9 protein-coding genes are annotated in these 8,549 nt (G+C 46.0%); 4 read left to right on the forward strand and 5 right to left on the reverse strand.

Annotated features, from left to right (window positions below; translation table 11 throughout):
* Together ACTHS3_RS05660 and rpsO are read right to left on the reverse strand one after the other, a co-directional pair.
* A partial coding sequence (locus ACTHS3_RS05660; protein WP_440367356.1) for an AsmA family protein occupies positions 1-902 on the reverse strand: 902 nt, incomplete at its 3' end.
* Positions 903-1,065: 163 nt separating this feature from the next.
* Positions 1,066-1,335, reverse strand: a complete 270-nt coding sequence (gene rpsO, locus ACTHS3_RS05665; RefSeq protein WP_003679932.1) for a 30S ribosomal protein S15 — start codon at positions 1,333-1,335, stop codon at positions 1,066-1,068.
* Between rpsO and ACTHS3_RS05670 the strand changes: the two genes are divergently transcribed.
* On the forward strand, positions 1,334-1,543 hold the full coding sequence (locus tag ACTHS3_RS05670; protein WP_039861972.1) for a hypothetical protein: 210 nt from the start codon (positions 1,334-1,336) through the stop codon (positions 1,541-1,543). The two genes, rpsO and ACTHS3_RS05670, sit on opposite strands and share 2 nt — an antisense overlap.
* A 3-nt stretch (positions 1,544-1,546) precedes the next feature.
* On the opposite strand, the gene ACTHS3_RS05675 is transcribed toward ACTHS3_RS05670, so the two are convergent.
* Positions 1,547-2,302, reverse strand: coding sequence for a formylglycine-generating enzyme family protein (locus ACTHS3_RS05675; RefSeq protein ID WP_004519388.1), 756 nt, complete (start codon positions 2,300-2,302; stop codon positions 1,547-1,549).
* A 173-nt stretch (positions 2,303-2,475) separates the two neighbouring features.
* Complete coding sequence (gene nirK / locus ACTHS3_RS05680) at positions 2,476-3,645, reverse strand: copper-containing nitrite reductase (protein WP_004519389.1); 1,170 nt, start codon at positions 3,643-3,645, stop codon at positions 2,476-2,478.
* A 399-nt stretch (positions 3,646-4,044) separates the two neighbouring features.
* Here nirK and ACTHS3_RS05685 point away from each other — a divergent pair, with 399 nt between their 5' ends.
* The 3 genes from ACTHS3_RS05685 (at position 4,045) to ACTHS3_RS05695 (ending at position 8,258) form a co-directional block, all read left to right on the forward strand.
* Positions 4,045-6,300: a nitric-oxide reductase large subunit gene (locus ACTHS3_RS05685; protein ID WP_049344039.1), complete on the forward strand. Its 2,256-nt coding sequence runs from the start codon at positions 4,045-4,047 to the stop codon at positions 6,298-6,300.
* Positions 6,301-6,395: 95 nt separating this feature from the next.
* The gene (gene prmB, locus ACTHS3_RS05690; RefSeq protein ID WP_070625892.1) at positions 6,396-7,295 is read left to right on the forward strand and encodes a 50S ribosomal protein L3 N(5)-glutamine methyltransferase; all 900 of its coding nucleotides are present in this window, start codon (positions 6,396-6,398) and stop codon (positions 7,293-7,295) included.
* 225 nt (positions 7,296-7,520) lie between these two features.
* Entirely contained in the window at positions 7,521-8,258 is a 738-nt protein-coding gene (locus ACTHS3_RS05695; RefSeq protein WP_003686026.1) for a toxin-antitoxin system YwqK family antitoxin, read from the forward strand.
* Positions 8,259-8,303: 45 nt separating this feature from the next.
* Here the strand turns inward: ACTHS3_RS05695 and ACTHS3_RS05700 are convergent.
* On the reverse strand, positions 8,304-8,549 hold a 246-nt coding region (locus ACTHS3_RS05700), incomplete at its 5' end, for a phosphoribosyltransferase family protein (RefSeq protein ID WP_440367359.1).

The raw sequence follows: 8,549 nt of genomic DNA on the forward strand, positions 1-8,549 counted from the left end.
TTGAATGAACCGTCCCATTGGTTGTTTTCACTGCCGGCGGTCAATGCGCCGTTGAGTGTGTTGAGGTGCAAATAGCCGTTTTTAAACTGCAAGAGGGGCGAGCGTGCGTTGATATGCAAGTTTTGATAGCCGCTTTCAGCTTGCAGATTGAAGTCGCGGAAAAGGGCGGTTTGGTTTTGCCAATTAAGGCTGCCTGCGATTTGGGCATCCAGCTTGTTTTTGAGTAATACGGTTTGCAGGTTTAATTTGAGGGCGGGAACGCTCCAGCCGGCATCATCTTGTACAAGATGGCCGGCCCCTTGCCAACTGATGGGGTTGCCTATGTTTTGCAGTGTGCCGCTGATATCGAATGGACGGCCGTCTGAATCGGCTCTGCGCAGGGAAAATTGCAGATCGTTTAAGGCAATATCTTGTTCTTTATTGTGGTAACGGATGCTGCCGTTATTGATGATGATGCGGTTGAGCTGAAAACTTTCTTTTGACGATGGGTCTTGTTGCAGGCAGGCGGGCAGATGGTGTTTTGAGTCCAGTGTCAGTGTCGGGTTTAAAAGAATCCATTTCTCAAGTATGGGCGCATCCGACCATAGGCTGCTCCAACCAAAGCCCATTTCGGACTCAGCGATGTTCAGCGTCGGCGTGTCAGGTTCGGAAGAGGAAAGGCTGAGGTCTTTTAAAATCAGCGTAGGGCGCGGTAGCCATTTTCTGCTGATATTGGCGTTGTATTTGACTTGGCAGCCATGGGCAGAAAAGTTTTTCTGTATGAATGCGTCGATGTTTTCTGTATTGAATATGCGGAACATTAAGGCACTCAATACCGCCGCGAGGCATAAAAGCACGGCAATGCTGAAAACCAGGGATTTCAGCCAAAATTTTCCTGAGTGCAACATGGAATGAACAGACAATTCAGATTCTCGCTTTGATGGGAGCTTTAAGGAGTGATTGGAAGTTTAAGCCTTGCTGCTTAAGCGTGTGGAAGTATAACACAGAGCGTGGGCCTGTGTTTCAGACGGCATCGGTATGTTAATAAAAAACACCGCCCGAAGGCGGTGTTGATTTAAGCATAAATTATTTACGCAGACCCAGGCGGGTAATCAGTGTACGGTAAGTATCAGGCTGAGTACGACGCAGGTAAGACAATAGGCGACGACGTTGGCTAACCATTTTCAACAGGCCGCGACGGCTGTGGTGGTCTTTAGGGTTGGCTTTGAAGTGAGGAGTCAGGTCGTTGATGCGGAAAGTCAACAGAGCGACTTGTACTTCAGAAGAGCCGGTATCGCCTTCTTTGCGTTGGAAATCTTTAACAATTTGTGCTTTTTGTTCTACGGTCAATGCCATGATGGATAACTCCGAAAATAAAAGAACCTTTTCAGGTTCGGACAAGTTTGCCAAGCCAAACGACCTAAGCAAACTCCTAAGTGCCTTTTTAGAAAGACGGGCGGATTATGCCACAATTTGTCTTTGTGCGCCATATCTTTTCAGACGGCCAAAAAAAGCGGCGATACCTTTCAGTACCGCCAAAGCTGCTTTGGTGATAAAAAACTAAACTTTATTTGCTCGCACAGCGGAAGCCCAAGTTATTTAAAACATATTTGGACTGTAGGCTGGTGCGGATGCCGTAGCGTAAGAATGCCGCATAGTTGGACGGGTCGCTTGAGCCTACGGATGCGCCGCTACAGAACATTTGTGTGTTGGACGAGCCGGCAGAGAGTTGGCTGCTGTTGAAGTCTTCAGTCCATTCCCAAATCAGGCCGTGCATATCGTATACGCCCCAGTAGTTGGGTTTGTTTTTACCGATGTCGTGCAGGCCGTTTCGGCCGCCGTCTGCATACCAATCCAAGATGGTGCGGTTGTAGCCGGGTTCGGCAGAGCCATCTTTTTGAGTGGTAGAAGCCAAGCCTGCAAATTCCCACTCGTCAATAGTCGGCAGGCGTTTGCCTTTGGAAACGCAGTAGGCATTGGCGGCAAACCATGAAACATTAGTTACCGGATGTTTGAGTTCGCTGGCTTTAGGCGCATAACTGTTGCTGCCGTTTTTTACCCAATGTTTCAGGTAAGCTTTTTCAGCTTGTTTAGAGCTGATTTTGTCTTTTTGCCATTGTGGATGTGTTTTCAAAAATTCGGCGAATTCGGCATTGGTTACAGGATATTTATCAAGTTGGAAGGGCTTGACTTTAATAAGGGAAGTCTCTTTTTTAAGATAGAGAGGGCGATAGCTGCCTCCTTCGATTTTTACCATTTCGGCTGCAAATGTATTGCCGCAGATTAAGGCACTGCCTAAGAGGAGGAGTCGTATGAGTTTCATGGTACGCCCTTATTATCGTTTGAAAACAGAAAATTTATTTTTAAGATAGCCTAATCATAACAAGGCCGTCTGAAAAATTAATCTGTCTGATTGAATAGGAAGATTAATTGTGATGGAAGCCACTGCGACTCTAAGAGAAGAGTAGCAGTGGCTTGGCGTATTAAACCGAGGGATTATTTAGCGGCTTCAGAAGCAGCAGGTGCGGCAGACGCAGCGGCTGGGGCAGAAGCGGCAGCACCGGCAGGTTGGTAAACGGTGTCGCTCAGTTTTTTGGTCATGATTTCAGGGTTTTCGTTACCCTCAACTTTCAATTGACCCAAAGCACCTTTGTTGAACGCACGGAAGATAGAGTGGTCAACTATAGTGTAGCTGCCTGGAATATCGACTTTGAATTCGATCATGGCGGCGCCACCGGCAGGAATCACAGTGCTTTGTACGTTTTCGTTAATCAGTTTACCACCTTCAACATATACTTTGTCGAAGATTTCGCCGATAACGTGGAAAGAAGATACCAAGTTAGGACCACCGTTACCAACGTACATACGAACAGTTTCACCAGCTTTGGCTTTCAGGGCGTTGTCACCGGCGATAGAGCCTACGTGACCGTTGAATACAACGTATTCAGGTTGTTCGGCAATTGCTTTGTCCATATCGAAAGGTTGCAGGCCTTGAGCGCCTTTTTTACCTTTAGTATAGAAGTCGCCTTGTACGATGTAGAACTCTTTATCTACTTTAGGCAGGCCTTCTTTAGGTTCAACCAAGATCAAACCGTACATACCGTTGGCGATGTGCATACCTACAGGAGCAACGGCACAGTGGTAAATGTACAAACCGGCTTGCAGAGCTTTAAAGCTGAAAGTAGAAGTGTGGCCTGGGGCAGTGAAAGAAGCTTCTGCACCACCGCCTTGACCGGTAGCAGCGTGGAAGTCAACGTTGTGAGGAACAGTAGAAGAAGGATTGTTAGAGAATTCTACTTCTACGGTATCGCCTTCGCGTACACGAATCATTTGGCCCGGAACGTCGCCGTTGAATGTCCAGTAGTGGTATTCAACACCGTCTTCCATAGTCATGGTTTTTTCGACGGTTTCCATTTTAACGCGTACTTTAGCCGGATGATCGCGATCGATTGCAGGTGGAACTTCCGGAGCGTGAGTCATGATGGCATCGACTACAGGCAATTCTGAAGAAGGAGTCTCGGCAGCAGCTTGTGAGTCAGAAGCAGCAGCAGGAGCTTCGGCAGAAGCGGTGGCAGCCGGAGTTTCAGCTGGTTTAGCAGCTTGTTCGCCGCATGCGGCCAGTGCAAATACAGAAGCGATAAGTGCAGCTAAGGTTTGGCGTTTCATGTTTAAAGTTTCCTTATTGTAAGAAAAGTTAAGTATCCTGATAGGATGGTTTGAAATTTTGTATGATTATGTAGGCGCTTGTTTGGGTGTATTTTGACATAAATCAAATTGTTCAATGAATATGAATCTTTTAATCCTTAAATACTCCTTTAGTAGTATAAAAAACTAAACCGAAAAGTTTATTTTTGTGTGAAAATGTTAGTGTGGGCTTAACACAAAATATAACAAAGGAGGAGTTATATAGGATAATAGGAATCAATATCATGTAAGTTAATGGTTTTAAAGGAATATTATTGACAAAATATTTCTTTACTTTTAAAACCGTGATACAATCTTTAACATTCATATTTAATGAATTAATACCCAACCACTTTTTACCAAAATCAAGGAGTACTCAAAATGGGACAGTACAAGAAGCTTTGGTACTTGCTGTTTGCCGTACTGGCAGTATGCTTTACCATTCTTGGTTATATGGGTAGCGAGGTCTATAAAAAGGCTCCGCCATACCCTGAACAAGTCGTTTCTGCATCCGGCAAAGTCCTGATGACCAAAGACGATATTTTGGCAGGTCAATCTGCATGGCAAACTACCGGCGGTATGGAAGTTGGCTCTGTATTGGGTCACGGTGCATACCAAGCTCCGGACTGGACTGCCGACTGGCTGCACCGCGAGCTGGTTGCATGGTTGGATCTGACTGCGCAAGAAACTTACGGCAAAAAATTTGACGAAGTTTCTCCTGAGGAACAAGCTGTTCTGAAAACCCGTTTGGCTGACGAATACCGCAACCAAAGCCGTATTAAGGAAGACGGTTCTGTCGTTATCAGCGATACCCGCGTGAAAGCGATCGAAAGTATTCTGCCTTACTATCACGGTGTGTACAGCGACGATCCTAAGTTCCAAACCACTCGCGAACACTTTGCAATGAAAAACAACACATTGCCAAGCCAAGAAGCGCGTGAAAAACTGTTCAACTTCTTCTTCTGGACTTCTTGGTCTGCTTCGGCTAACCGTCCTGATGAGAACTTCACTTACACCAACAACTGGCCGCACGAGCCTTTGATCAAGAACGTACCGACTACTGAAAACTACATGTGGTCCTTCACCAGCGTGGTATTGTTGCTGATGGGTATCGGCTTGCTGATGTGGGGTTACTCTTTCTTGACCAAACATGAAGAGGTTGAAGTACCTACTGAAGATCCTATCTCTAAAGTACAACTGACTCCTTCTCAAAAAGCGTTGGGCAAATATGTATTCCTGACTGTTGCGCTGTTTGTCGTACAAGTACTGTTGGGTGGTTTGACCGCTCACTATACTGTCGAAGGTCAAGGCTTCTACGGTATCGATACCGCCTTGGGCTTTGAAATGGCCGACTGGTTCCCATATGCGCTGACCCGTACTTGGCACATCCAATCCGCTATTTTCTGGATTGCAACCGGCTTCCTGACAGCAGGTCTGTTCTTGGCTCCGATTGTGAACGGCGGTAAAGATCCTAAATTCCAACGTGCCGGTGTGAACTTCCTGTACATCGCCCTGTTCATCGTAGTCGGCGGTTCTTATGCAGGTAACTTCTTTGCTTTGACCCACATCATTCCGCCTGAGCTGAACTTCTGGTTCGGTCACCAAGGTTACGAATACTTGGATTTGGGTCGCTTCTGGCAACTTCTGCTGATGGTCGGCTTGCTGTTGTGGCTGTTCCTGATGCTGCGTTGCACCATTTCTGCCTTTAAAGAAAAAGGTACAGACAAAAACCTGTTGGCTATCTTCGTAGCTTCTATGGTTGGTGTGGGTGTGTTCTATGCTCCTGGTCTGTTCTACGGTGAAAAATCTCCAATCGCTGTGATGGAATACTGGCGTTGGTGGGTGGTTCACTTGTGGGTAGAAGGTTTCTTCGAAGTGTTCGCTACTGCCGCTTTCGCATTCATCTTCTATAACATGGGCTTTGTCCGCCGTAGTACTGCCACTGCTTCTACTTTGGCTGCTGCTGCCATCTTCATGTTGGGCGGTATTCCAGGTACATTACACCACTTGTACTTCTCTGGTTCTACCTCTGCCTCTATGGCAATCGGTGCATGTTTCTCCGCTTTGGAAGTTGTGCCTTTAATTCTGCTGGGTCGTGAAGCTTATGAACACTGGTCTTACCAACACCTGTCCGACTGGGCGAAACGTCTGCGTTGGCCTCTGATGTGCTTCGTAGCAGTTGCCTTCTGGAACATGATTGGTGCCGGCGTATTCGGCTTCTTGATTAACCCGCCGATTTCTCTGTTCTACATCCAAGGTCTGAACACTACTGCAGTTCATGCTCACGCGGCTCTGTTCGGTGTGTACGGTTTCTTGGCTCTGGGCTTCGTATTGCTGGTTGCACGTTACCTGAAACCTAATGCTCAATTTGACGACAAACTGATGACTTGGGCATTCTGGCTGTTGAACGGCGGCCTGGTGGGTATGATTGCTATCAGCCTGTTGCCGGTCGGCGTGATTCAAGCTTACGCTTCTATCACTCATGGTCTGTGGTATGCACGTAGTGAAGAATTCCTGCAAATGGAAATTCTGGATACCCTGCGTTGGGTTCGTACTGCTGCTGACTTGATCTTTATCGGTGGTGCTGTCTGCGTTGCTATCCAAGCTACCAAAATCGTATTCAGCCGCGATAAATAATCTTAAGCTGAATTAAATCGAAGGCCGTCTGAAAAGTTTTCAGACGGCCTTTCTGTTATAATTTCAACATTCTTAAATTGACAAGACAAAACATTATGTTCAATCAAGCTGCTCAAGAGCTGACCACTGTTCGCGATTTGCTGCGTTTCGCCGTCAGCCGTTTTAACGATGCCGGACTGTTTTTCGGACACGGAAGCGATAATGCCCATGACGAGGCAGCCTATCTGATTTTGCACACTTTGAATCTGCCTTTGGATACGTTGGAACCTTATTTGGATGCTAAATTGTTGCAAAGTGAGAAGGAAGAGGTGTTGTCCATTCTCGAACGCCGCGCAGTGGAGCATATTCCTGCCGCGTATCTGACGCATCAGGCATGGCAGGGCGAGTTTGATTTTTATGTTGATGAGCGCGTTATCGTGCCTCGTTCTTTCATTTACGAATTGCTGGGCGACGATATCCGTCCTTGGATTGAACATGATGAGTTGGTGCATCGAGCTTTGGATTTGTGTACCGGTAGCGGCTGTTTGGCCATTCAAATGGCGCACCACTATCCTGATGCACAAATCGATGCCGTTGATTTAAGCTTGGATGCGCTGGAAGTAGCCGCCATCAATATTGAAGATTATGGTTTGGAAGACCGCATCAGCTTGGTGCATACCGATTTATTCGAAGGTTTGGATGAAACATACGACTTAATTGTTTCCAATCCGCCTTATGTCGACGCGGAATCAGTGGAAGCGTTGCCTGATGAATACCTGCACGAGCCGGAATTGGCTTTGGGTAGTGGCGAAGATGGTTTGGACGCTACACGTCAAATCATTCTGCAAGCGGCGAAATATTTGAATCCAAAAGGTGTATTGCTGGTTGAAATCGGTCACAATCGTGAAGTATTGGAAGCGGCTTATCCCGAATTACCGTTTACTTGGTTGGAAACCAGCGGTGGCGATGGGTTTGTATTCTTGTTGACCCGCGAGCAATTATTGGGTGAAGAATAGATTATTTTGATATAAATAAAATAAAGGCCGTCTGAAAAAGTTTTAGACGGCCTTTGTTTTATAAAATTTTTAATATTTTAAGAAAATACAAATTCCTATGGTATGCCGAATATGAAATCCAAGCAGGCTTTGAAACTATGGCTTATAATATTTGTCATAGATTTAAATGCCGGTAGATTTTTATTACTGACTTTTTGTAGAACATATACTGCCAAACTCCATATTATGAATAATTATTTAAAATCAGGCCTGTTGGCTGCTGCTTTGTTCAGTATGCCCGTTGCCGCCTTTGCCCAGCAACATACCGTTTATTTCAATCAAAACGGTAAACTGACGGCGACCATGCCTTCGGTTGCTTATGTCCGCCAATACAAGATTGAGGCAGGTAAGGCACAGGTGCAGGATTTTTACTATCCATCGATGAAAAAATATTCTGATCCTTATGAAGTACCTGCCGGTCAGATTAAGGTTTTTGTGCCGGCGTTGGATAATGGCACATTAACCCTGTGGCATTTCAACGGTCAGAAAAAGATGGTTGGCAGCTATCGCAACGGCAAACCGCATGGCGAGTGGGTCAACTGGTATCCAAACGGCAAAAAATCCGCAGTAATGCCTTATCAAAATGGCTTGAGTGAGGGCGTGGGTTCGCGCTATTACCGAAATGGCGTGAAAGAAAGCGAAATTCAGTTTAAGCATGATAAAGCCAATGGCCATTGGAAACAATGGTATTCAGACGGCAGTCCGAAAACTGAAATGATGATGAGCAATGACAAACCGACGGAGATCATTAGTTGGGATGAAAATGGCCGCATCGTGTCTGAATTGAGTATTCGCAACGGTAAACGCAGTGGCATTATTTTGGATTGGTATGATGATGGTGCGAAGAAATCTGAGCTAGTTTATAAAGACGACCAGTTGGTGAAAAAAACTTTCTGGGATACGGACGGATACGTTCTCGAATAATTTTGATTATAAAAAACCGCAGGCTGATTAGCTTGCGGTTTTTTATTACATACAGCCTTTGTTTTGGCACAGGGTAAATAACGGCACGCCGCTTTCACGGATTTTTTTGCCGCCGTCCAAGTCGGTAAATTCCAGAATGGCAGCCGTTTCGATTACTTCGCCACCTAATTTGCGGATCAGCTCGACACCTGCCAGCATTGTGCCGCCAGTTGCCACCAAATCATCTACCAACAAAACGCGTGCGCCCGGCTTGATGGCGTCGGTATGGATTTCTACCGTTGCTTCGCCATA

Source organism: Neisseria sp. P0009.S007, from assembly GCF_051962515.1.

Coding starts and splice junctions, on each gene's coding strand:
- ACTHS3_RS05670 (WP_039861972.1), top strand. CDS start 1,334: ATGATGGATAACTCCGAAAATAAAAGAACCTTTTCAGGTTCGGACAAG.
- rpsO (WP_003679932.1), bottom strand. CDS start 1,335: ATGGCATTGACCGTAGAACAAAAAGCACAAATTGTTAAAGATTTCCAA.
- ACTHS3_RS05675 (WP_004519388.1), bottom strand. CDS start 2,302: ATGAAACTCATACGACTCCTCCTCTTAGGCAGTGCCTTAATCTGCGGC.
- nirK (WP_004519389.1), bottom strand. CDS start 3,645: ATGAAACGCCAAACCTTAGCTGCACTTATCGCTTCTGTATTTGCACTG.
- ACTHS3_RS05685 (WP_049344039.1), top strand. CDS start 4,045: ATGGGACAGTACAAGAAGCTTTGGTACTTGCTGTTTGCCGTACTGGCA.
- prmB (WP_070625892.1), top strand. CDS start 6,396: ATGTTCAATCAAGCTGCTCAAGAGCTGACCACTGTTCGCGATTTGCTG.
- ACTHS3_RS05695 (WP_003686026.1), top strand. CDS start 7,521: ATGAATAATTATTTAAAATCAGGCCTGTTGGCTGCTGCTTTGTTCAGT.